Raw genomic sequence first — 22,641 nt, 5'->3', positions numbered from 1 at the left:
ATGCGGCCAGACCTTCCCGTCGATCGCGGCCTGGGTCTGGGTGGGCATCGGATCGTCCTGCCCTGGCACATGGGGAAGGGTCAGACGTGCACCGCGGTTTCGGTCCGGCCGGCGGCGCCGAACACGCGCAGATAGCGCGCGATCTCCGCCGGATCGCCGGTCGCCTTGGCCGGATTGTCGGAGAGCTTGACCGCTGGCCGGCCGTTCGCGCTGACCACCTTGCAGACCAGCGAGATCGGCGCGAGCGCCGCGTCACCGTCCGGATCGCAGCCGCGAAAATCGTTGGTCAGGTTGGTGCCCCAGCCGAAGCTGGTGCGGACGCGGCCGTGGAAATGGCGATAGGTCGCTTCGATCGTGTCGATGTCCATGCCGTCCGAAAAGATCAGCAGTTTCTCGCGCGGATCGCGGCCGTGCTGCTGCCACCAGGCGATGATCTGCTCGCCGCCCTCGATCGGCGGCGCGCTGTCCGGGCGGAAACCGGTCCAGTCGGCGACCCAGTCGGGCGCATTGGCGAGGAAGGCACTGGTACCGAACGCGTCGGGCAGCGCGATCAGCAGGTTGCCGCCATAGCTTGCCTGCCATTCCTCCAGCACGCGATAGGGCGCACGGGCGAGTTCCACATCGTCGCTCGCGAGCGCCGCGGCGACCATCGGCAGCTCGTGCGCGTTGGTGCCGATCGCCTCGAGATCGGCATCCATCGCCAGCAGTACGTTCGAGGTGCCGACAAAGCGGCTGCCCAACCCTTCCTTGAGCGCGTCGACGCACCAGCGTTGCCACAGAAAGCCGTGCCGCCGCCGTGTGCCGAAATCGGAAAGCACGAGATCGGGGAGCTGCTGCAGCCGCTCGACCTTGTTCCACAGCCGTGCCTTGGCACGCGCGTAGAGCACGTCGAGCGCGAAGCGGCCCTTGTCGCGCATCGCAGCGCGCGAGCGCAGTTCGTTGATGATTGCGAGCGCCGGAATCTCCCACATCGTCGCGTGCGTCCACGGCCCGGAGAAATGCAGCTCGAACTGCCCGTCGACCGTGCGCAATTCATATTCCGGCAGCCGGAAATCGCCGAGCCAGGCGATGAAGTCGGGCGCGAAGATCCGCGCTTCGCCGTAGAAGCTGTTGCCCGCCAGCCAGATCAGTTCCTTCTTCGAGAAGCGCAGCGTGCGCGCGTGATCGAGCTGGGCGCGCAGTTCGTGCGCGTCGATCGCATCGGCCAAGCGAACGACGCGGCTGCGGTTGATCAGCGCGAAGGTCACGTCGACATCGGGGTGTCGGCGGCGGATCATCTGCACCATCAGCAGCTTGTAGAAATCGGTGTCGAGCAGGCTGCGCACGATCGGATCGAGCCGCCAGCTATGGTCATAGGTGCGCGTCGCGATGTCGGTGAAGGTCATGCATGCCTCCCAGCACTTGCGGGCGCCGTCGGTGTCGGCGGCGCGCCGCGGTAACGAAAGAGCTCGGCGGGCCGATGCGAGGCGTCGGGCTCGCGCTCGCCGGTCGGCACCAGCCAGCCGCGGTCGAGCATGCGCCGGCGAAACGCCGGCTTGTTGAGCCGGACCGACAGGATCGCCTCGTGGACATCCTGTAAGTGCCGCAGCGTGAACCGCTCGGGCAACAAGCCGAAGCCGATATCTGAATAGTCGATCTTCCCGCGCAGCCGCTCGCGCGCGACGCCCAGAATCGTCGCGTGGTCGAAGGCGAGGGGCAGGGGAGTGCCGGCAGCATCGCGCACTCGGCCGTCCGCGGCGAAACTCGCCGTGCCGAGGTTCTTGCCCGACGCCATCCCCCGAGCGAAGCTCGCTGCATCGAACAGCGCCATATACGCGACGCTGATGATCCGCATGCGCGGATCACGGTCGATCGCGCCGAACGTGTACAGCTGCTCCAGCGACACGCCGGTAAGCCCGATCTTTTCGCGCAAGACGCGGTTCGCCGCTTCCTCGAGCGTTTCGTCGATCCGCACGAAGCCACCGGGCAACGCCCAGCGCCCTTCTTGCGGCGCGGCCGTGCGGCGTTTCAGCAGTACCGAGAGTTCGCCGCCGGCGAGCCCGATCAGCACCAGATCCACGGTCACCGATGGCCGATCATATTGCGTCGGATCGTAATCGGGGGAGGGATCGGAGCTGGTCATGGCGGCCTTATATGCTGATCGCGCTTTACTTATATGCGACGAGAATATATGTAAAGTGCAGTATTGGGAGCCCGATATGCAATTCGTGATCGTCGTCGATACACAGGTCGATTTCATGCGCGCGGATGGCGCGCTGCCCGTGGCCGGTGCCGAGGCGCTCGTCGCCCCGATGCGCGCGTGGCTTGCCACGCTCGATCCTGCCGAGACCGCCGGGGTGCTGTTCACCTTCGATACGCACTATGCCGATACCTATGCCGCGACAGCCGAAGCGGCACTGTTCCCGATCCACTGCGTCCGCGACACGCCGGGCTGGGCCAACATGATCGATGCGAGCCTGATCGACCCCGCGATCGCGCAGTATCGGCTGGAGAAGGGCGTGTTCGACATGTGGGCAGAGGATGGCCTGATGATCGTGCCGAACGATGGGGCGGCCATCCCACGCGATCGCTTCTTCGCGGCTCTGAAAGCAGCCGGCACCACGCGCGTTACTGTGATCGGCGTGGCTGCCGATTATTGCGTGCGTTGGGCGCTGAACGGCTTGGTCGACCGCGGTTTCGCGTGCACCGTGCCAGCCGACCTGACCCGTGGGATAGACCGTCAGATCGAGGCCGTTATCGCGGAAGATTTTGCCAATACCGTTCGGCGACCGCAAGTTCGTTAGGATTTGCGCTCAGGGCGCTTGAACTGAGGCGAGCGATCCGGCAGGCCGCTGGCGTCGTCAGCATCGATCGCCAAAGGCAAGGCCGAGATTGCGCACGTCGGTCAGATATCGCGTGCATTTGCCCCCCGGATCGCGCGCGGGAAACCCGCGCGCAACCGGTCTACGATAGCGTGCAGCACTCTGTGTTCCCAGAATGTACGGGGGCCAAGCCACGCGCTCGATCAGAAATTGCGGCGCAGAATAACTCCCAAGTATCGATCGGAATCGCGCGCGATCTGATACAGGTACGAACCGCCCGGCCCGCCGGCAGTGATGGTCGAGGCATAGTGGGCGTTGAGCAAGTTGGTGACGACGAGCCCGAGGCGATAGCGCTTGGCCAGATCAACCGCCGCCAAGGTGATATCGACTTGGGTGTGGGCCCTGAGCGTGAGGTTCTCGAATGCCACCATCTGGGCAGGGGTATTTCTCGGCGACAAGCTCGAAACCTGGCTGTCGGTGTAAGACACCAGCCCGCTGAATTCCAGCGCGAACGGCAGATTCCTGGGCAGCGCGGTATAGGTCGCCCCGAAATTCCCCTTGTTCTTCGGGGCAAAGGCCAGTGGCGTACCGGAGGTGATGGTGTTGGCTGCCTGCGCTGCCGGCGGCACGAGAAACTGGTCCACCTTGGCGTCGGTATAGCTGTACCCGCCGCTGATGGTCAGTTGGCGATTTGGCCGGTAGAGCAGACCGACCTCTGCTCCGCGCGTCGAGACGTCGCCGGCATTGATGATCGTGGAGATAACGGCACCATTGAATAGGGTCGGGTAATTTGCCTGGTAGTTTTTGACCTTGGTGTAAAATCCATCGACATAAAAGATGAGCCGCCCGTTATTGAAGTTGCTCTTTAGTCCCAGCTCGTACGCCTTTGAGGTTTCTGGCGCGATCGGCGCGGTATTGCCGGCGCTCATGTTGAAAAAGGTGTTGAACGCGGGGCCCTTGTAGCCAAGACCGAAACTTCCGTAGAGCATATTGCCAGGCGTCACGTAATATTGCAGCGCCGCCTTGCCCGAAAGATTCTTGGCACTGGTCTTGCCAGTCCACGGCGTGCCGTTGAACAGCCCGCCGGTGGCGACATTGGCATCGAAATTGCTGCCGATCCCGGCCGGGACGCCGACACCAGGAAATGTATTGCCGCTATAGTTGTTGGTACGCGTATGATAGGCTTCCACCTTGTCGTACGTGTAGCGCAGGCCCGTGACCGCGTGAAACCGCGGGGTGAAATGCCAGTTCGCCTGCCCGTATGCGGCTGCGTTGTAGAACTTGGAGCCGAATGCAGCGACCCCGACAGGGTTGAGGATCGTCGACTGATCGGTCGGACACGGGGTGAGGCCGTTCACCTGCTTGAGGGCCGTCGTAGCGGTGCAATACGTGTTGGAGCGCGTGTAGGTGCGGTCTGCCAACGCCTGATAATAGAATGCGCCGACCACGTAATCGACGAAGCCACCGGTGGGCGAGGTCAGGCGCAGTTCCTGCGTGAACGTCTTCGAGCGTTGCGGCCCCAGGTCGCGGATCAGCGGCACGTTGAGGTAAAGCTGGTCGACCCAATCGCCGTTGCGGACTTCCGTGTTGTTCCACTGGCGCGCCGACGTGATCGACGTCAGGGTATCCGCGCCAACGGTCAGATCGGCCTGCAGAGAGGCGCCATAGGTCACCTCCATGGTCCGGTTGGGCGTCATCTGAACGCTTTGCCGGGTAGCGCCGCCGAGTGCAGGGGCTAGAATGCTTTGCAGCGCCGCCTGGGAGTCCGATGGGGTGGGGTTGAGCGCGCCGATGACGAACCCGCAGCAATCGTCGTCGGCCCGGCGATAGTCGGCGATCAGCTTGACGTGCAGCTTCTCCGTGACATCGCCGATCACCATAGCGCGCGCGCCATAATGGGCGTAGCCATTGATCTTTCCGCCGAGGGTCTTGTCCGAGATATTGCCTTTATAGTCGCTGTAGAACCCGCTGACACCGGCGCGCCAAGTGTGCGCAGGCTGTCGATCCAGAAATCGTCCATGATGCAGCCGGCGAGCGCGGTCGGGGCGGTCAATGCTCCGATGCAGTCCGCGATCGACGGGTCTTCGCGCGGTCCTATCACGTCGAGCGCATCGGCGAGCGTCATGCCGGGAGCTTCGAGCAGCTTGGCCGCCGCGGCAGTCCAAAGCCCCTGCGGGTCGACGACCGCGATCGTCAGGTTGACGCGATATTCCGGTTGCGGCTGCTCCGGCAGAGCGAAGGCGGGGTTCGCGTCACATCCGTCGTCATGTTCGAAGTCCATGCCACTCTTCCTGATTTACAGCGCCGGCAGGCCGGCTGCTGGTAAAAGCGCACTGCACCCCTGCGGGTGCGGCAAGCCATTGAGGAATACCCCGTATTCAAACGGGTATTTGACGGTGTCGCGATTATTGCAGGCGATGGACCGAGCGACGCCCCAATTCACGCGAGTGCGCGATCACGACGGACAGTTCGGCATAGAGCCGATCCCAGAATTGCGGGGGAATCTCGAAGCTCGCGCGCACGCTGGCTTGCGTTAGGACGAGCGATACCGTGTCGCGGTGAGTCAGGCTGAAGCGCGAGGCGAAGGCACCATCGACGATCTCGTCGGGAAGCGGGTTGGGCAAGGCCAGGCGAGCCGCCATGATATAGCCGCACAGCACTTCCACGCCGTAGCCGTCGAGCATTGCTTGCGGATAGTGCGCGCGGTCGGGGCGCTCGAAGAGCACCAGCGCACCCGACGGATGGGGTTCGACGCTGACCCGCAGTCTGCTCCCGCCGGCGTCGATAATCTCGCGAATTCTGGGAAACACCGCGCACTCCTCGGGCGAAATCTAGCTGCGCTCCGGTCGTGAGTCGGAAAAGGCCGGGATGAACCCATCCCGGCCTTCCCATCGACCGCCCCGATACGCTGGGGCTGTCGCCAGTCCTTAACGGAACAGCGACGTGATCGTCTGCGGCGCCTGGTTGGCGATCGACAGAGCCTGCACGCCAAGCTGCTGCTTGACCTGGAGAGCCTGAAGCTTCGCCGATTCCTTGGCCAGATCGGCATCGACAAGATTGCCGATCCCCGAATCGATCGCGTCCGACAGCTTGCTGACGAACGAGGTCTGACCCTCGATCTGACGTGATGCCGAGCCCAACGTGCTCAGCTTGGTCGCGATCGAGTTGGAGTAGGTATCGAGGGCACCTTTAAGCGTCGCCGCCGTAGTTGCACCCGCGCCGGGGGTCGTGTCGGACAGGTCGAGCAGAGTGTCGTCCGTGGCAGGGACGCCGGTGGACGTACCGAACGCAGTTTCAGCGCCACTCTGCAAATCGATGTTGCCAACATCGAGGGTCTTTGTCGTGTCGGTCGACAGAAGCGCCGAGACCTTACCGGTCGAGGCAGCGTCGGTCTTGAGCAGGTTGGTGCCGTTGAACTCCGACGAGCTGATGATCGACGTAACCTGCTTCTTCAACGCGACCAGATCGGCGCCGATTGCCGTCCAACTCTTGACGTCGATACCCTTATCCGATGCTTCGGTGGCCTTCGCCTTCATCTGGTTGACGAGGTCGGAAACCTGCTCCGCACCGGTAATGGCGACGTCCACCGTGCTCTTCGCACGGCTCAGCGACGACGTAACCGCTGACAGGCCGCCCAGATCGCCACGCAGCTTTTGAGCCGTCGTGTACTTCGCCGAATCGTCCTTGGTCGATGCCACGTTCAAACCGGTCGTAATCCGGCTTGAAGTCGTGCTGAGTGCCTTCTGCGTTGCGGTCAGGCTCTGGAGTGCAGCCATTGCGCCATTGTTGGTGTTTACCGAAAGGCTCATGATTTTTTCCTTCTTGAATGTAAGACCGCTTCTGCGATCTGGGCCAGAAGCGCTGGCCCGCGGTGTCCCGGAATACGTCCCGGCCCACACTTCATTGTGGAAAGAAATATTGGAGTAACAAAGCGATCAGAGCATTTTATTGATGGTGCACGCGCGTTCACTATGGACAAGCGCGTTTCGCCTCAAAACGGGAAGAGCGCATCGTAGATCTGCTGGCCCCAGCGCGCTTGCTGCGCATCGGTCAGTTGCCCGCGCCCGCCATAGCTGATCCGCGCCTCGGCGATCTGGCTGTGCCGGATGCTGTTGTCGCGCGCGATGTCCTCGGGGCGCACCATTCCCGACACGACCAGTTCGCGCAGCTCGAAATTGACGCGCACTTCCTGCTTGCCGCGGATCAGCAGATTGCCGTTGGGCATGACGCCGACCACCGTCGCCGCGATCGTCATGTTGATCGTCTCGCTGCGGCTGGTGTTGCCCGCGCCGTTCGATGCCGAGGTCGAATTGGTGTCGACCAGCTTCGACGGATCGACCGCGCCGGGCAGCAGCTTGGCGAGCGGCGCCTGAAGCCCGAGCAGCGCCGAGACGCCCGACTTTTCGGTGCCGGTTCGGCTGCGCGTGGTGGTGTTGTCGACCGCCGCCTTGTCGGCGATGTTGATCTTCACCGTCAGGATATCCCCCACGCGCCCGGCGCGCTGATCGCGGAAGAAGGCGCCGCTGCCAGTGCGGAAGAGCGAGGGGCTGGGCGGTGGCGGGGGTGGGGCGGCCATCCCGGCGGCGGCGGATCCAGCGCGATAGGCGGCGCCTTGGAAGCCCAGCGAGGATTCGATCGCGGGTGCCGCGATCTCGTCGGCCGGCGACAATTTCGGCGCCTTGCCGACCGCCTTCAAATGGCCGACCGCACCGCAGCCGGACAGCGTCGCCGCGACGAGCGCGAGCGGACCAATGATCTTCATCGGGATTTCCTTGCGATTGGCGCTCAGTGCGGCGCGACGCGGACGGTGCCGGTGCTTTCGACCACGCCGTCCAATGTACGGTTGGTCGACAGGCTGACGATGCGAACGAAGTCGCCCGCCGCGCCGCTGCCGAGCGCGCGGCCGGCAGTGGTGATGGCAAGCCCGCCGTCGCGCAGCGCGATCGTGACGGGCTCGCCGCGGCGGACGAGCTGCGGGCGGATCAAGTCCGAACTGCGCACCAACGTGCCGGCGGAAAGCGCCCGCGCTGCCTCCATGCCGACCATCTCCTTGAGGCGCGGCGCGGCGCGCGCCTGAACGAGCGGAAGCTCCTGCGCAACGAAGTCGCCGGCCGCGAGCAGGTCGCCCTTGGCGACGGCATGATCGAGCACCGGCACCGCGAGCGTCGGCGTCACGGGAGCGGTCGCTTGAGCTCCGGCAGGCGTCGGAACGAAGGTCATGGCGAGGAGCAGATGCGCGATCAGCGGCCGCATGTCAGCGCAACTGGCTGGTGGTGGCGAGCATCTCGTCGGCGGTCTTCACGACGCGGCTGTTCATTTCATACGCCCGTTGTGCGGTGATCAGCGCGGTGATTTCGCTGACCGGATTGACGTTCGACGATTCGATGAAGCCCTGCGTCAGCGTTCCGAAGCCGGGCGCTCCGGGGGACGCGATCGTCGCCTGGCCCGAGGCGGCGGTCTCCAGGAAATTGTTGCCGCCGAGCGCCTCGAGCCCGGCTTCGTTGACGAAAGTGGCGAGCTGCAACTGGCCGATCGTCTGCGGCGCCGGGGTGCCCGACAGGGTGACCTGGACTTCGCCGGTCTTCGACACCGTCACCGCGACCGCGCCTTGCGGCACGGTGATGCCGGGCTGGACCGGATAGCCATCGGCAGTGACCAACTCGCCTTGGTCGGACAGCTGGAAGGAGCCATCGCGGGTGTACCCCGTCCCGCCGCCGGGCATGGTGATCTGGAAGAAGCCCTTGCCCTGGATCGCCATGTCATAGGGATTGTCGGTCTGCGAAAGGGCGCCTTGCTCGGCGATGCGATAGACCCCGCCGGTCTTGACGCCCGCGCCGATCTGGATGCCGGTCGGCAGCTTGGAATCGCTGCCCGACGCGGCCCCGGCGCGCGACACCGACTGGTAGAGCAGGTCTTGGAACTCGGCGCGCTGCCGCTTGAACGCAGTCGTGCTCATATTGGCGATGTTGTTCGAGATGACGTCGACATTGGTCTGCTGGGCCAGCATGCCGGTCGAGGCGATCGAGAGAGAACGCATGGAATACCTTTCGAGGAAATGACGGGAAGATCAGCGGTCAGGTGAAGCGGCCAAGCCGGTCGATCGCGTTCTTGCGCAGATCGTCCATCGCCTGCGACAGGCGCTGGCTCGATTGGTAGGAGCGCAGGATCTCGACCATCGCCGTCGTTTCGACGATCGGCTGGACGTTTGATCCCTCGACCCCGCCCGAGGTCAGCTTGGTGTCGGCCGCCGCGAGGATGGTGCCGCCGCTCGCCGCCATCAGGCCGTCGCCGCGTGGGGTGACGCCGGCTTCGTCGGGGAAAACGGTGATCGCGAGTCGGCCGAGCACGCCTTGCGGCCCCGAAATCGAGCCGTCGCTGGCGATGTTGAGATTGGACAGTTGGTCGGGCGGCACGTTGATCGGCTTGCCGGTGGCATCGAGCAAGCGCTGCCCGCCTGTGGTGGCGAGGTCGCCCGAGGGCAGGACCTTGACGAACCCGGCGCGGGTATAGGCGGTGCCCCCACCCGGCGCCTCGACCGCGAGATAGCCCGGGCCGTTGATCATCACGTCGAGTGGATTGCCGGTCGCCTGGAAGGCGCCCATCCCGGTGTCGTGGATCGCGCCGTAATCGAGCACGTACGACGTCGCGCTGGCCGAGGGCACCGCCGTGTCGCCGCTCTGCTCGACATATTCGTGGACGACCGGCTGTTCGCGCTTGAAACCGACCGTGCTGGTATTGGCCATATTGTTGGCGGTGACGTCGAGCCGGCGCTGCAGCGCTTGCTCATGGCTCAACAGGACATAGGAGGAGATATCCATCCGTGTTCGCTTCCCAAATTAATCATCGCATCTTGCGCACTAGGCAGAAGTTGCCGCCTGCTTGTCCTATATTAGAGGGGAAACGCGTCGATAGCGTCCGCAGCGCGCAATTTGCCGCAGCGTAGCCGAGCGAAAGGGAAGCCAGTGTCCGAGCCCGAGCCTGCCAGCGAGATCGTCGAAGGCGACACCCCGCTGACGGTCAAGAAATCCCGCTTCAGCAAGCGGCTGCTGATGATCGTCGGCGGCGTGATTGTGGTGCTGCTGATCGTGGCGGGGGTCGCGTTCTTCCTGCTGCGCCCGGCCGGCGGCGCGGCCAAGCGGGGCGCAGAGGCCAAGACCGAGAGCCATGACGAGGATGGCGCGACCTATGTCGAGGCGCCGGCGATGGTCGTCAATTTGCGCGGCGCCGACGGCACAGCGCGCTTCCTCAAGGTACGCTTCACCTTCGTACCGGTCTCGGCCGCCAAGGGTGCGCTGATCAAGGGCAAGCTGCCGCTGATCGTCGATGCGTTCCAGCCCTTCCTGCGCGAGTTGCGCCCCGAGGATTTGGCAGGTTCGGCCGCGGTGTTCCGCATCAAGGAGGAAATGCTGGTGCGCGCGACCGCGGCGATGGGGCCGGACGTGGTCAAGGACATCCTCATCCAGGATCTGATCCAGCAATGAGCGCCGACGACGATTTCATGGATTTCGACGTCGCCGCGCCGAGCATCACGCTCGGCGATGGCGACGAGTTCGATCAAGCCAGCATCGATGCGATGTTCGGCGGCAACGCGCCGGTCGCCAAGAAGAGCGGGCTGAAGGCGGTGATCGAATCGCGCGTCATCAGCCATGAGCGGCTGCCGATGCTCGAAGTGGTGTGCGAACATATGGTGCGCAGCTTCGCCACCAGTATGCGCAACCTCACCTCGGACGCGATCGACGTCAGCCTCGACGAAATCACCTCGATCCGCTTCGGCGAATTCATGGGCCGGCTCGCATTGCCCGCGATGATCGGCGTGTTCAACGTCGTCGAGTGGGACAATTACGGCGTCATCACCGTTGAATCGAGCCTGATCTATGCAGTGGTCGATGCGTTGCTCGGCGGGCGGCGGGGCGGCGGGCCAACGCGGATCGAGGGACGCGCCTTCACGACGATCGAGACGACCTTGGTGTCGAAGATGCTCGAACTGGCGCTGACCGACTTCGCCGCCGCGTTCGAGCCGATCGACCAGATCGCCATCGCGCTCGAACGCGTCGAGACCAATCCGCGCTTCGCCGCGATCGCCGGGCCGACCAACATTGCCGCGGTCGCTACGTTTCGCGTCGACATGGAGGGCAGGGGCGGCAAGTTCAGCATCCTGCTTCCCTATGCGACGATCGAGCCGGTACGCGAAAAACTGCTGCAGCGCTTCATGGGCCAGAAGGTCGGGCGCGGAAACATCTGGGAAGAGCATATGGCGACCGAATTGCTCAAGACCGAGGTTTCGGTCGATGTCGTGCTCGGCGAGAAGGTGATGCGGCTCGAGGACGTGCGCAGCTTTGCCGTCGGACAGACCATCGCGCTCAACACCGCGCCCGACGATGCGCTCGAAATCCAGTCTGGCGGCGTTCAGATGGGACGCGGCCAGATCGGGCAACGTCGCAACAATGTCGCGGTCCGCTTGCTGGCCGACATGTTCAAGGACTTACCGCAATGACCGTTTCAACCTTTACCGACATCGTCACCATGCTGTTCTGCAGCGCCGTGCTGGTCCAGAGCGTCCGCCTGATCCGCTGCCTGCGCGCGGTGAAAGGGGCGGGCTTTGCCGAAATGGTCGCGGCACTCGATACCGCGACCATTCAAGCCAAGCGCGTGCTGGCGGATCTGCGCGAGACGTTGCAGATCGATTGCGCCGCCAATGCCCGCGTCATCGCCAGCGGCGAAGCGATGCGCGAGGAACTGACCGTGATGGCCGGGATCGCCGACGCGGTCGCCGAGCGGATCGTCGAAGCGGTCGGCAAGAGCAATGCGAAATCCAGCCGCGCGGGTGCGCCCGTGGCCGCGCCCGCCATCAAGCAGCCGACCCCGCCGTCTGCGAAGCGCGCCCGCGCACCGCGTGCGAACGCGCCGGGAGCGGCGGCATGAGCGGCAAGCCCTCGCTACTCGCGCTGACCGCGATCGCGGCGATGCTCTCCACGGTCGCGCATGCGGTGACCGCGGCCTCGCCCGACGCGCCGCAGACCCGGCTCGGTACCGCGATCCAGCAGGACATGGCGACGCGCGACCAATCCGCCACACGCCGCAACCGCGCGCTGGTCCTGCGCGAACAGGTCGCCAAGGCGACCGAGGAGCGGATAAAGGCCGATCTGCGCGCACGCCAGGAACAGGCCGATGTCGCGACCACCGCGGCGGGAACGCCCGGCCATACCGCGGAAGGCGCGCAATATGACAATCTCGCGCGGATCTACCAGGCGATGAAGCCAGCCAAGGCGGCGGTCGTGCTCGAACAGCTCGACATGGACGTGCAGATGAAGGTCGCGCAGCGCATGCGCGAGCGATCGACCGCGTTGATCCTTGCCGCGATGTCGCCAAGCGGCGCGGCCGATCTCAGCATGTCGCTGGCGCGCAAGGCACCGAAGAAAAAGGACGTCATGCCACCGCTACGGGTTACGACGTCCAAGAGCACGGCGCGCGCCACGCCTTAATCGGCGGCGGACACCTCGACGATGAGCACGTCGGCAACATCGGCATCCTCGGCACGCAACGCGGCGGTCAGGATTGCGCGCAAGCGCGCGGCATCGACCGGCGTGCGCGTCGAGGCGTAGAGCCGCGAGAATTCGATCGCACCGGCGACCGAGGCCGCACGCAACGCCGGCATGCGCTGCGTCAGCCGAGCCAATGCGGCGGGATCGGCGGCGGCAAGCACGAGCTTGAGATGGAGCGCGCCGTCGAGCCGATCCGACCCAACGATCGGCACGACGATCGGCGCCATCACCACGAGCTGCGGCGTCGCTTCGGGCGGGAGGGCGCCGTTGGCCGCGCTTGCGGTCCACGCCGTGGCCGCGAGCGGCAGCAGCGCGAGGCGCTTGATCGGGATCTGCGCGATGACGAAACTCCGTGCATGCGCGCCTGCCGGGTATGCGGCGCTTATCCTATAATAGAGGGTAAGCCCCGATACGTCAGGAACTATGGATGAGCAGAGACCAAAAACCGCGCCGGTCCGTGATGGTCGATTCCGCGCCGGATTTGCCGGAGGCAAGCGTCGGGGTCGCCGGGGGCGAGGCGGTCGGCACGCCGGTGCCGGAGGTTGAACCCAAGCAGCACGTGTTGCTCTTCTCGATCGTGTTCCTGCTGGCGTGCGTCGCGGGGGCGTTCGTCATCGCGCTGGTGCCGATCGGCCACATGTTTTGACACACGCGCGCTTCATGCTCGCGGCGGTCGCACTGCTTGCCACCGCGTCGGCCCCCAGCGTCGCGCCGACGGTCGCCGAACCGGTCGGCGCCGACGATGCCGGCGATGCGACGGCTGACGCCGATGCTGCCGCAACCGATGTCGCGCCCGTGCCGGTTCGGGCAAAGACGGGCTTGCCGCGCTTTGCCCCGCAGCTCGCCAATTCCCCGACCATTTTCGGCCCCAATGGATGGCGCGTTGCCGGTCAGGTCGAAGGCTGGGCGGGGCTGATTGCGGCCCGGCCAGCCATGCGGCAGGCGGCGCGCTGGGCATATGCGACGCGGCAGGTTTCGCTTGGCCGCGGGGCGGAGGCGGTCGGTGCGCTCGAGGTGATGCGGCAGGACGATCCGGATCTTGCGCTCGTGCCCTCCTATCAGCTTGCGCTCGGTGCCACGCTGACATTGCTCGACCGGCCGGCGGCGGCGATGGCAGCGCTGGCGGGCGAGCGCTTGCAGTCCGACCCGGAGGCCTGCGCGTGGCGGATGCGGGCGCTCGGGCAAGCCGGGCTTGGTGGCCCGGCGCTCGCCGAGTTGCGCTGTGCGCTCCCGGCGCTCAACGCGCGCTCGGTCAAGGATCGCACGCCGTTCCTGCTCGCCGCCGCCCGCAGCGCGATCGCCGTCGGGCAACCGGGGCTGGTCGCGCAGGTCCTCGGCGCGATGCCCGCGGCCGACCCCGCCGCCACCGTGCTGCGCGGTCGCGCCACGCTTGCGCTGGGCCAGCGGTCGCAAGGGCAGTTGCTGCTGGCGCAGGCGCGCCAGATCGGTGATCGTGCGCAACGCCTCGACGCCGAGCTCGCCTTGATCGAGGATCGCGCGCACCACGGCACGCTGCCGCCCACCGATATCGCGCGCTTGCGGCAGATCCGCTTCGTCTGGCGCGGCGACGAAATCGAGATGCGCGCACTGCAGCTGAGCTATGCGGTCGCGCTGCGAACGCATGATGTGCGCGCGACCCTCGAAGCGGGCGCGACGATCTTCCGCTATTTCAACGGCGGGGCCGATCGCGCGGCGCTGACCGCGGCGCTGCAACAAACGCTGACCGCCGCGCTCGCGCCCGACCATGCCATGCCGCTCGACCGCGTCGCCGGCCTGTATTGGGAATATCGCGACCTGTCGCCGGCCGGCGCGGCGGGCGACTTGCTCGTGGTCCAGCTCGCCGACCGGTTGCAGTCCGCCGGCCTGTACGAACGCGGCGCCGAATTGCTCGATCACCAGCTGCGCGTCCGCACGCGCGATGTCGCGCAGGGACCGTTGTCGGCGCGGGTCGCGTCGCTGTTCATCCTGGCGGGCGCGCCGGCGCGCGCGCTGGCGGCGATCCGCGATACTGAGGGGAACGTCTATCCCAACGACATGCTGTGGGCCCGCCACCGCGTCGAGGCGGTTGCGCTCGACCAATTGGGGCGCACCAACGAGGCGCTCGCCGTGCTGCAAGATGTGCCCGACGGCGAGGCGATCCGCGGCGAGCTCAACTGGCGGCGGCACGACTGGAAGGCGCTCGCCGCCGCCACGCCGCCCGCGCCGGGCGACGCGCTCACCGATGTCGCCCAGGCGCGGATTCTGCGGCTCGCCGTCGCTCTCGCGATGCTTGGGCGTGAGGGCGAGCTGGCGCGGCTGCGTGCGCAATATGGCGCGGCCTTCGCCACGCTACCAACCGCGCCGGCTTTTGCCGCGCTGACGGCTGCGGTGGGCGCGGTCGACCCGGCCACCGTCAGCGCGGCGATGGCGGCAATTCCGTCATCCAGCCCGGCCGGCGGCATCGCCGACCTGATCGATGCGGCGCCACAGGTCGCGGAGACCCCAAGCGCTTCCTGAGGATGCGAAGACCGGTGGCACCGCAGACGCAGGCCGGGCGATCAACGCCCGGCCTGCGGCGCTAGCGCAGATAGCTGGCGAGGCTCAGCCCGGAGAGCTGCGAAAACACCGAATAGCTCGCCTGCAGCATCGTCTTCTGCTGAGCGAGATCGATCGCGACTTGGCCGAGATCGGCATCCTCATTGCCCGCGATGATCCCCTGCAGCAGGATCGCGTGATCGGTCGCGCGCGTCCCGAGTGTTTCGACCTGGGCTTGCTTGCGACCGTTTTCGGCGTTGACGCCGCGCAAGTCAGTCAGGCCGGTGTCGATCTGCGCTGCGGCCTGCGACAGGATGTTGAACTGCGCCGGGCTGGGCGGGTTGCCGATCGTCCCGGCCCCGGCAAGCGTCTGGAAGGCGGTGTAAAGGCTCGATCCGATGTCGCTCGCGGTCACGCCATATTCGACGTCGACATTGTCCGACAGCCGCGCCGAAGCTTTCACCGCGTCATTGGCAAAAGCAGCTGACGCGGGAACACCGATCGTCGCGGCGAGCGTCGCCGGGACGAAGGGCGGTCCGTCGGTGCGCGATCCGCCGAACAGCGATCCGTCGCCGCTCGAGGCGTTGAGCGCGGCGCGGAACTGGTTGAACGCTGCGGTGATCGACGCGTTGACGCCGTCGCCCGTGCCGGTGCCGATGGCGGTCAACAGGTCCTGCTTCAGCGACATCGCGCTGGTGTCGATCGCGCCGATATTGGCATCGTTGAGCGTCAGCGTGGTGCCGATCCGTGAGGAGACGCCGGCATAGGCGTCCTGTCGCGCCCGTAGCGAATGCGTCGACAGGTTGCGCACCGCCTCGGTGCCGAGCGAGGCATAGTCGTTGGCCTTCTTTCCGGTGGCGAGCTGCTGCTGCGTCGCCGCGAGCAATTGCTGCGAGTGCTGGATCGCAGCGGACATTGTGCGCTGGAGCGGGATCGTGGCGACGCGGGACATGGGGGTTCCTTAGTGGATCATCGCCAGCAAGGTGTCATACATCTGGCTGGCTGTGGTAATGACGCGCGCCGAGGCGGAATAGATGTTTTGCAGCACGACCATGTTCGACAGTTCCTCGTCGATATTGACGCCTGAGAAACTGTCGCGGCGGTTGACCGCGTCGTCGCGCCGCGCGGTGGCGTCGGCGAGCGTCGAGGCGGCTTGCGACGCGGCGGTGCCGGCATTGCCGAGCAAGGCGGCGGTGCGCGCGGCGGTGGTCGTGATGCCATCCTTGCCGAGATCGACCGTGGCGGCGAGCTGATCGACAAAGGCGGTCGCGCCGCGATTGTCGCCGACGCCCAGCGCCTTTGCCCCGACCGCGACGCCAGTTTGCAGCCGCGCGAGGCCTAGCTTGCCGGGGCTGGCGAGGATGTCGGGGCGGACGCCTGCGGAGGCGACACCACTTGTCGCGCCCGTCAGCTGGACGATACTCGAAAAGGATTGGCCCGTCCCCAGTCGATCGGTCGAATCCCCCGGGATCGACACTGTCGCGCCGGGGAGATTGGCGTTGGCAGCGAACTGGATCCGTCCCTTGGTGTCCATCGCGAAACTGCCGAACTTCCCGATCGGGCTGGCATTGAGCGCGGTGACCAGGTCGCCGAAGGTCGGGCCGACCGAGCTGCTCATGGTGTAGCTGGTCAGCGCCCGACCCGATGTGTCGCGCAGCACGATGTCGGTCGTCTGCCCGGCGGCAAAGCCGTGCGGGTCCGACGGAACGAAGCCCGAGGGCACCAGCGGGCTGCTCGCGCTGCGAACGATGTCGTTCATGCCGAAATATTGCGAGAAGCCGACCCCGCCGCGGTCGCTCGGATTGGTCGCATCCTGCGCGATGACCACGCCGTTCCCCGTGCCGCCCGCTTTGATCGAGAGCACGCCGCCGGTGAAGGACGCGATCGCGCTGCCGCCGAGCCCGGCATTGATCGCCGCGACGGTGTCGGCGACCGTGGCGCTTGCCCCAAGCGCCGAGAAATCGATCTTGGTCGAGGCGACCAGCTCGCCGCTCGATTTGGTGACGGCGAAGGTCGCCGAGCCGGTGAAGCCGGCGCGATCGCTCGCGGTCAGCGCACCAGGCCGGCCGAGCAGCTGATTTGGCGCGGGGACGGTCGTGCCGGCATTCGACACCGCGTTGAGCGTCTGCGACAGGCCGGTGAACAGCACGCCGAGTTTCTCGGTAAACGCCGGCAGCGCGCGATCGCGCAGGTCGATCAACCCGCCGAGCTTGCCGCCGACCGATGCCGAATCGAGCTTGTCGCCGGTCGCCGTGCCGGTCGCACCGTTCGCGTCGGCGAAGCGCATGGTGATGACGGGATAACTGGTTTGCGCCGGGCCGCCACCGGATGCGGGCAGCGACAGCTGGCGCAGGCGGTTGTCGAGGAGCGGGATCCCCGAGGCGGTGTCGATCGACACGCGGCCATCGGGCTGTTCGCGCACGGTGACCTTCATCAACCCGCTCAGCTCCTCGATCGCCGACATGCGTTGGTCGGCGACGCCGGCCGAGCTCTTGCCATTGCCGTCGAGCCGCGAGACGGTGCCGTTGAGATCGTTGATCCGCACCAACAGCGTGTTGACCCGGTCGACGCTTTCGCCGACCTCGGACTGGACGTCCGATTTCAGCGACGCGACGTCGCCGCCGAGCTGGTTGATCGAGGAAATCGCGTCCTGCACATTGGCGGTGAAACTCGCAACCGACTGGGGGGAGGCTTGCGTGCCGGTCATCGCCACCGCCGAGGAATCGATCGCGTCGAGCCGTGAGGGCAAGCCATATTCCGCGCCAGGCGCGCCCAGCAAGGATTGCAGTCGCCCGAGATAGGAAGCGGTCACGTCGGCCGAGCCCATGTCGCCGGCGCGGCGATAGACCGTCGCTTCGAGGAAGCGATCCGCGATCCGCGCTGGCTCCCCGACGCTGACGCCGTTGACCACCCCCGCCGTGACGGCGGTGGTCTGCCCAACCGCCTCGCGGGCGTAGCCGGGCGTGCCGACATTGGCGATGTTGTTCGACACCGAACGCAGGCCAGCTTGCGACGCCGCCAGGCCGGACATCGCCGAGGACATGATTTCGTTGAGCGACACGCCGGCAATCCTCACTTCGGGCAAGCCGGTGCGGGAACCGTGTCCCGCGCCGGCTCAGGTCAAGGCGTTATCGCTTGAGGTTGCTGACTTCCTGCAGCATCTCGTCGACCGTCGTGATGATCTTCGACGACGCGCTATAGGCGCGCTGGAAGCGGATCATGTTGGTGAACTCCTGCGCGAGATCGACCGTCGAGGCCTCGAGCGAGCTCGCCGCGATCTTGCCCGCGCCAAGCGAACCCGGTGCGTTGATCGCGACGCCGCCCGATTCATCCGAGATGCTGTAGGCATTGCCGGGCAAGCGCGTCAGGCCGTTGGGGTTCTGGAAATTGGCGATCGGCAATTGATAGACCGCGCGCGACGTGCCGTCATCGAACACCGCGCTTACGACGCCGGCATCGGAAATCCTCGTCGAGGCGACACTGCCGGACCGTCCGCCATCGACGGTGTAGGATATTACCGATGAGGTGCCGCCGAACTGCGACAGGCCATCGAGCCCGCCGTCGGTGCCGAGCCCGAGGGTTACCGGTGCGGTGCCGGCGCCGTTGGTCCATGCGGGCGTAAGCGTGGCGAACATGCCCGGATCGGAACCCGCGCGATCGAGGCTGCCATCCGGGTTGAACGCGATCTTGCCGCTGGCGAGCAGGCCGTTCGTCGCGGTGACGTCGCTCGCCGGCTGGGCATAGATTTCGCCGACCCAGCTGTTCGCGCCTGTCTTCAGAAACGCGAGCGTCACCGCGTGGCTGCCGCCCTGCGCATCGGTCAGATCGACCGAGCGGGAGAATTGCGCCGGCGTCGTGCTCTTCGCCATGTCGCCAGCAGCGTAGGTGCCGGTGAAGGGCGTCGCGGTGGAATCCAGGTTGACGCGCATGTTCAGCTTGCTCGTTGGCGCCGCGGTACCGGTCAGCTCCGTCACGCGGACCGGCGTCAGCGCGCCGAGATTGCCGTTGTTGGTATAACCGCCCTGCGCGTTCAGCGGCCAGCCCTGGAGGTAATAGCCGCCCGAATTCGCCAGATAGCCGGCTTTGTCCGGGGCGAACGAGCCCGCCCGGGTATATGCGACGTTGGCGCCGGCGCCGACGCCGTCGCGCGTCACAAAGAACCCCGCGCCGGCGACCGAGATGTCGGTCGGGCTGGCCGATGGCAGCGGCGCGCCCTGCTTGGTCACCAGCGAGCGCGTCACGGCCGCGACGCCGCCGGCCGAATAAGACGAGCCGCCGCGCCCGTCCGACACCAGGGTGCGGAATTGCGTGTCGGCGGTCTTGTAGCCGACCGTGTTGATGTTGGTGATGTTGTCGGCGACGCTGGCCATGGCGCTGGCTTGCGCGCTCAAGCCGGAGACGCCGGCATACAGGGCTGAGTACAGGCTCAAGGAAAATCTCCAAAAAACGCACCGATGGCGCGGCGCTTCTTTGATTGTAGGATGACAATGCCGCTGCGAGTGAAATGGCGCGAATTTTGTCGTCACCGCCCGCACTAGGCAATTTATTCCTATAAGAATGGAAACGACCAAGGGTCCAGACGATGACGCTTCGAATTTCCCTCCGCAATGGCGAACAGATGATCGTCAACGGCGCGCTTCTGCGCGCGGTCGGCCGCACCGAACTGTACATCGAGAACACTGTAACGGTGCTGCGCGGGCGCGAAGTGATGGCCCCCGAAGACGCCACGACGCCGGCGCGGCGGCTCTATCATGCCTGCATGCTCGCCTATATCGATCCCGCTGGCGCCGCTGCGCACCATGACGAGATCATCGGCTATCTCGAAGGATTGATCGGCGCGCTGGAATCGCACGAGGCGAAGGCTGCCTGTGCCGCCTTTGCGCAAAAGGTCGCCATCGGTGACTTCTACCGGGCACTGGCCGATTGCCGCACCTTGATTACCTATGAGACGGTGGCGTTCGCGCGCGCCGAGTGCGATGCCGCCTGAGCGCGGCGCGTGAAGACGCTCGCCGCCGCCGCACGCGCGCTCCGCGAGCTGTCGCCTGACCAGCGGTATGGCCGTGTGATCGGTGTGCGCGGCACGCTGATCGAGGTCGAAGGGCTCGATGGAGCGGCGCGCATCGGCTCGCACATCACCGTCACCGCAGCGGATGGCGAAGTCGCCGCCGAAGTGACCGGTCTCGACCGCAGTGTCGCGCACTGCCTGCCGTTCAGCGACCCACAAGGCATCGCCTCGGGCGCGCGCGCGACGATCGTCGCCGGGCGCTTCGTCGTCCGCCCATGCGACGCGTGGCTCGGCCGGATGGTCAATGGCCTCGGCGTGGCGATCGACGCCAAGGGACCGCTGCCGCTCGGCATCGCGCCGCGCCCGATCAAGGCGTCTCCCCCGCCCGCGGCGGAACGGACCCGTGTCGGCGCGCGGATCGGCACCGGGGTGCGCGCGCTCGATATTTTCGCACCGCTGTGCACTGGTCAGCGGCTCGGCCTGTTCGCCGGCTCGGGCGTCGGCAAATCGGTGCTGTTGTCGATGCTCGCGCGCTGGACCGCATGCGACGTCGCGGTGATCGGCCTGATCGGCGAGCGCGGGCGCGAAGTGCAGGAATTTGTCGAAGACGATCTTGGCCCCGACGGTCTCGCGCGCAGCGTTGTGGTCGTCGCGACGTCGGACGAACCCGCTTTGATGCGGCGCCAGGCGGCGTGGACGACACTCGCCATCGCCGAGCATTTCCGCGACCAGGGATTGAACGTCTTGTGTTTGATGGATTCGGTCACGCGCTTCGCCATGGCGCAGCGCGAGATCGGCCTCGCCAGCGGAGAGCCTGCGGCGACCAAGGGGTATACGCCGACGGTGTTCGCCGAGCTTCCGCGGCTGCTCGAACGCGCCGGCCCGGGGCGGCCGGGGCAGGGGTCGATCACCGGCCTGTTCACCGTATTGGTCGATGGAGACGACCATAACGAGCCGGTCGCCGACGCGGTGCGCGGTATTCTCGACGGCCATGTCGTCATCACCCGTCGGATCGCCGAGCGCGGCCGCTATCCCGCGATCGACATCCTCAAATCGGTCTCGCGGACGCTGCCGGGCGCGCTCGACGACGACCAGAACGCGCTGCGGCTCGCGGCGCGGTCGGTGCTGTCGACCTATGGCGACATGGAGGAGATCGTCCGCCTCGGCGCCTACAAGGCCGGCTCCAACCCCGAGGTCGACCGCGCGATCCGGCTCGCACCGCAGATCGAGGCGCTGCTCAAGCAGACCAAGCAGGACCGCGGCGGCCTGGCCGACAGCTTCGCGGCGCTCGGTGCGATCCTGGAGGATGCGGCATGACCACGCCCTATGACGCGGCGTTGCGGCTGCGGCAGCGCGAGATCGACGACGTGCGCGTGTTGATCACGATCGAGGTCAACCAGATGACGCTGCTCGACGGGCAACGCGCCGCGATCGACACTTCGGTGCGGGCGGAAGTCGAGCTCGCCGGCAGCCAACATGTCTTTTCGGCGCACGCCTTCGTGGCGCGAATGCACGTCGCACGCGCCGAACTCGGACACCAGCGCGCTGCAAGCGACGCGCGGCTGACGGCGCTGCGCGCGCAAGCGGTCGAGGCCTATGGCTCGCTCAGCGCGATCGGCGCGGCGGCCGACCGGCATCGCGCCGAGACGCTGCGCATGGCGGCGATCGTCGAACAGGGCCAGATCGACGACTTTTCCGCGACCCGCTTCACGCGTGCGTTCACCGCCGCACGGCGGTTGCGCGAAGCCCCCCGCATGTGATCGTCTCGACCGACTTCAGTCGGCTCGCGCCGAGCGAGAAAGCCGCGTTGATCTATGCGCAAGCGCACGGCGACGTCTCGACGCGTCTGTGGCGCGCAGCGTTGGGCAATGGCGACTCCACCGAAGAACGACGTGGGGCGGCGCAAGGCGCCGACAACCCCGACTTCAATCTCGATTCGCTGCTCGCGTTGATCAGCCCGAAAAGCACAGCGACCGCTGTGGCAACGACGCCGCTCGCGATGCTTCCAGCCGCCGGACGGCTGGCTGCTGCGTTGCCGGTGTTTCCGGTACTGACCGACGTCGGGGCTTCGGTGACGAGCCTCGTTACCGGGCTCGGCGCGAACGCGCGGTTCGGCCAGGCGTTCGTTGCCGCGGCCGCGCGGACCGGGATGCCGGCGGCGGCGCTCGCCGCGATCGTCGACGCCGAAGCCGGAAAGACAAGCGACGGCGGCTGGAAAACGACCTCGCGTAACCCGCGTTCGAGCGCTGCCGGGCTCGGCCAGTTTCTCGGCGGCACGTGGCAGGGGGAGGCCGAACGCGCGGGCACATGGCTGCATGCGACAGCGGTGAGCAATGGCTGGCTCGGCGGTGACGGCCGCGTGCTTCCCGCCGCGCGCTCGGCCTTGCTCGCGTTGCGCTATGATGGAACCGCCGCGATCAACGCGACCGCCGATTATGCGAGCCGCAGCGTCGTGCAATTGAGACGGGCCGGGGTCGCGGTCGGCGCGGACCTGACGACGATCGCGCGCGCGGCCTATCTCGGCCACCATCTCGGCACGGCCGATGCTGTGCGCTTCCTTACCGGCGGCCTCGACAGCGGTCGCGCGCGGCGCTTGCTCGACGCGCAGGTCGGCAGCGCGGCGGCCAATCACCGGATCGCACAGGCGAGCGATGCCGCGAGCGCGCACCGCTCGTGGTTGCTGGATTTCGTCAGCCGGCACGTCATGCCAGCCCGCTTCAGCGACGCGGTGGCGGCCAGCCCTTTTGCGGTCGAACCCAACCCGAAAGACAAGCGATAG

The 22,641-nt window shown here is 66.4% G+C and carries 25 protein-coding genes; 11 read left to right on the top strand and 14 right to left on the bottom strand.

Annotation, left to right across the window (positions count from 1 at the left end):
• Positions 1-80: 80 nt before the first annotated feature.
• Positions 81-1,385 carry a nicotinate phosphoribosyltransferase gene (gene pncB / locus IE187_RS17130; RefSeq protein WP_189677246.1) on the bottom strand — a complete coding sequence of 435 codons (1,305 nt, stop codon included), beginning with the start codon at positions 1,383-1,385 and terminating at the stop codon, positions 81-83.
• Positions 1,382-2,050, bottom strand: a complete 669-nt coding sequence (locus IE187_RS17125) for an NUDIX hydrolase (protein WP_229839472.1) — start codon at positions 2,048-2,050, stop codon at positions 1,382-1,384. The genes pncB and IE187_RS17125 overlap by 4 nt, the downstream gene beginning before the upstream one ends.
• A gap of 148 nt (positions 2,051-2,198) precedes the next feature.
• On the opposite strand from IE187_RS17125, the gene IE187_RS17120 reads away from it, so the two are divergent.
• Positions 2,199-2,783 (top strand): cysteine hydrolase family protein, encoded by a 585-nt coding sequence (locus IE187_RS17120; protein ID WP_189677244.1) that lies wholly within the window; start codon positions 2,199-2,201, stop codon positions 2,781-2,783.
• Positions 2,784-3,004: 221 nt separating this feature from the next.
• Here the strand turns inward: IE187_RS17120 and IE187_RS17115 are convergent, their stop codons facing one another.
• The 8 genes from IE187_RS17115 to IE187_RS17080 form a co-directional block, all read right to left on the bottom strand.
• Positions 3,005-4,681, bottom strand: coding sequence for a TonB-dependent receptor (locus tag IE187_RS17115; RefSeq protein ID WP_189677243.1), 1,677 nt, complete (start codon positions 4,679-4,681; stop codon positions 3,005-3,007).
• On the bottom strand, positions 4,675-5,082 hold the full coding sequence (locus IE187_RS17110) for a hypothetical protein (RefSeq protein ID WP_229839471.1): 408 nt from the start codon (positions 5,080-5,082) through the stop codon (positions 4,675-4,677). The genes IE187_RS17115 and IE187_RS17110 overlap by 7 nt, the downstream gene beginning before the upstream one ends.
• Positions 5,083-5,206: 124 nt before the next feature.
• On the bottom strand, positions 5,207-5,611 hold the full coding sequence (locus IE187_RS17105; protein ID WP_189677242.1) for a hypothetical protein: 405 nt from the start codon (positions 5,609-5,611) through the stop codon (positions 5,207-5,209).
• Between the two features lie 117 nt (positions 5,612-5,728).
• Positions 5,729-6,610, bottom strand: coding sequence for a flagellin (locus tag IE187_RS17100; protein WP_189677241.1), 882 nt, complete (start codon positions 6,608-6,610; stop codon positions 5,729-5,731).
• 182 nt (positions 6,611-6,792) lie between these two features.
• Positions 6,793-7,563 carry a flagellar basal body L-ring protein FlgH gene (flgH, locus tag IE187_RS17095; protein ID WP_189677240.1) on the bottom strand — a complete coding sequence of 257 codons (771 nt, stop codon included), beginning with the start codon at positions 7,561-7,563 and terminating at the stop codon, positions 6,793-6,795.
• Between the two features lie 23 nt (positions 7,564-7,586).
• Positions 7,587-8,054, bottom strand: coding sequence for a flagellar basal body P-ring formation chaperone FlgA (flgA, locus tag IE187_RS17090; RefSeq protein WP_189677239.1), 468 nt, complete (start codon positions 8,052-8,054; stop codon positions 7,587-7,589).
• 1 nt (position 8,055) lies between these two features.
• Positions 8,056-8,838 (bottom strand): flagellar basal-body rod protein FlgG, encoded by a 783-nt coding sequence (gene flgG / locus IE187_RS17085; protein ID WP_189677238.1) that lies wholly within the window; start codon positions 8,836-8,838, stop codon positions 8,056-8,058.
• A 37-nt stretch (positions 8,839-8,875) separates the two neighbouring features.
• Positions 8,876-9,619 (bottom strand): flagellar hook-basal body complex protein, encoded by a 744-nt coding sequence (locus tag IE187_RS17080; RefSeq protein WP_189677237.1) that lies wholly within the window; start codon positions 9,617-9,619, stop codon positions 8,876-8,878.
• 144 nt (positions 9,620-9,763) lie between these two features.
• Here IE187_RS17080 and IE187_RS17075 point away from each other — a divergent pair, with 144 nt between their 5' ends.
• The 4 genes from IE187_RS17075 to IE187_RS17060 are packed head-to-tail and all read left to right on the top strand — an operon-like array spanning position 9,764 to position 12,283.
• A complete protein-coding gene (locus tag IE187_RS17075; RefSeq protein WP_189677236.1) occupies positions 9,764-10,282 on the top strand; it encodes a flagellar basal body-associated FliL family protein in 519 nt (172 codons plus the stop codon).
• Positions 10,279-11,295 carry a flagellar motor switch protein FliM gene (fliM, locus tag IE187_RS17070; RefSeq protein WP_189677235.1) on the top strand — a complete coding sequence of 339 codons (1,017 nt, stop codon included), beginning with the start codon at positions 10,279-10,281 and terminating at the stop codon, positions 11,293-11,295. Before IE187_RS17075 ends, fliM begins: the two co-directional genes overlap by 4 nt.
• Complete coding sequence (locus tag IE187_RS17065; protein WP_189677234.1) at positions 11,292-11,723, top strand: DUF6468 domain-containing protein; 432 nt, start codon at positions 11,292-11,294, stop codon at positions 11,721-11,723. The genes fliM and IE187_RS17065 overlap by 4 nt, the downstream gene beginning before the upstream one ends.
• Positions 11,720-12,283, top strand: a complete 564-nt coding sequence (locus IE187_RS17060) for a MotE family protein (RefSeq protein ID WP_189677233.1) — start codon at positions 11,720-11,722, stop codon at positions 12,281-12,283. The genes IE187_RS17065 and IE187_RS17060 overlap by 4 nt, the downstream gene beginning before the upstream one ends.
• On the opposite strand, the gene IE187_RS17055 is transcribed toward IE187_RS17060, so the two are convergent.
• Positions 12,280-12,570 (bottom strand): hypothetical protein, encoded by a 291-nt coding sequence (locus IE187_RS17055; protein WP_189677232.1) that lies wholly within the window; start codon positions 12,568-12,570, stop codon positions 12,280-12,282. The genes IE187_RS17060 and IE187_RS17055 overlap by 4 nt on opposite strands.
• A 200-nt stretch (positions 12,571-12,770) precedes the next feature.
• Between IE187_RS17055 and IE187_RS17050 the strand changes: the two genes are divergently transcribed.
• Complete coding sequence (locus IE187_RS17050) at positions 12,771-12,989, top strand: hypothetical protein (RefSeq protein WP_189677231.1); 219 nt, start codon at positions 12,771-12,773, stop codon at positions 12,987-12,989.
• Between the two features lie 14 nt (positions 12,990-13,003).
• Positions 13,004-14,839 carry a hypothetical protein gene (locus IE187_RS17045; protein WP_189677230.1) on the top strand — a complete coding sequence of 612 codons (1,836 nt, stop codon included), beginning with the start codon at positions 13,004-13,006 and terminating at the stop codon, positions 14,837-14,839.
• Positions 14,840-14,900: 61 nt separating this feature from the next.
• On the opposite strand, the gene IE187_RS17040 is transcribed toward IE187_RS17045, so the two are convergent.
• From IE187_RS17040 to IE187_RS17030, 3 genes are all read right to left on the bottom strand, one after another.
• A complete protein-coding gene (locus IE187_RS17040) occupies positions 14,901-15,809 on the bottom strand; it encodes a flagellin family protein (protein ID WP_189677229.1) in 909 nt (302 codons plus the stop codon).
• Positions 15,810-15,818: 9 nt separating this feature from the next.
• Entirely contained in the window at positions 15,819-17,918 is a 2,100-nt protein-coding gene (flgK, locus tag IE187_RS17035; protein ID WP_189677228.1) for a flagellar hook-associated protein FlgK, read from the bottom strand.
• 67 nt (positions 17,919-17,985) lie between these two features.
• Positions 17,986-19,227, bottom strand: coding sequence for a flagellar hook protein FlgE (locus IE187_RS17030; RefSeq protein WP_229839497.1), 1,242 nt, complete (start codon positions 19,225-19,227; stop codon positions 17,986-17,988).
• Between the two features lie 212 nt (positions 19,228-19,439).
• On the opposite strand from IE187_RS17030, the gene IE187_RS17025 reads away from it, so the two are divergent.
• From IE187_RS17025 to IE187_RS17010, 4 genes are read left to right on the top strand one after another with little or no spacing between them, the layout of a single operon-like run.
• Positions 19,440-19,844, top strand: a complete 405-nt coding sequence (locus IE187_RS17025) for a flagellar biosynthesis repressor FlbT (RefSeq protein WP_189677226.1) — start codon at positions 19,440-19,442, stop codon at positions 19,842-19,844.
• Positions 19,845-19,853: 9 nt separating this feature from the next.
• The gene (fliI, locus tag IE187_RS17020; protein WP_189677225.1) at positions 19,854-21,179 is read left to right on the top strand and encodes a flagellar protein export ATPase FliI; all 1,326 of its coding nucleotides are present in this window, start codon (positions 19,854-19,856) and stop codon (positions 21,177-21,179) included.
• Positions 21,176-21,622 carry a hypothetical protein gene (locus tag IE187_RS17015; RefSeq protein ID WP_189677224.1) on the top strand — a complete coding sequence of 149 codons (447 nt, stop codon included), beginning with the start codon at positions 21,176-21,178 and terminating at the stop codon, positions 21,620-21,622. The genes fliI and IE187_RS17015 overlap by 4 nt, the downstream gene beginning before the upstream one ends.
• Entirely contained in the window at positions 21,619-22,641 is a 1,023-nt protein-coding gene (locus IE187_RS17010) for a peptidoglycan-binding protein (protein WP_189677223.1), read from the top strand. Before IE187_RS17015 ends, IE187_RS17010 begins: the two co-directional genes overlap by 4 nt.

This window comes from Sphingomonas glacialis (assembly GCF_014653575.1).
Classification (GTDB): Bacteria; Pseudomonadota; Alphaproteobacteria; order Sphingomonadales; family Sphingomonadaceae; genus Sphingomonas; species Sphingomonas glacialis.
This window is presented reverse-complemented; position numbering and strand designations above follow the sequence as displayed.